At 34.7% G+C, this 274-nt stretch carries 1 pseudogene; it reads right to left on the reverse strand.

The annotated features are described in order from the left end of the window. Positions 1-274: pseudogene (locus SCA31_RS23380) on the reverse strand (glycosyl transferase); the annotation flags it as partial.

Below are 274 nucleotides of genomic sequence, written 5' to 3' on the forward strand. Positions count from 1 at the left end.
GGGATATTTTGCCTGGATGAGAATAGGCTGAGTTTGAATATAGCCCAGATCATAAAGGAAAAAATCACTTTGAGTAATGCTTGGAATTAATGAAATATGAACTTTATTGTTTTCAGCTAATCTGAAAATTTCAGTTTCACTCCGTTCATCAAATGAATTTTCCGTAGATAAAAACAGCGTATGAATTTCATTTTCCTTCCAGAAGCCTACAAGTTGCTCAGCACTTATATCGGAAGTTTCATAGTCGAAAATCCTGTATCCGTAGTCTTTTCTG

This window comes from Chryseobacterium sp. SIMBA_028, assembly GCF_046535285.1.
GTDB lineage: Bacteria > Bacteroidota > Bacteroidia > Flavobacteriales > Weeksellaceae > Chryseobacterium.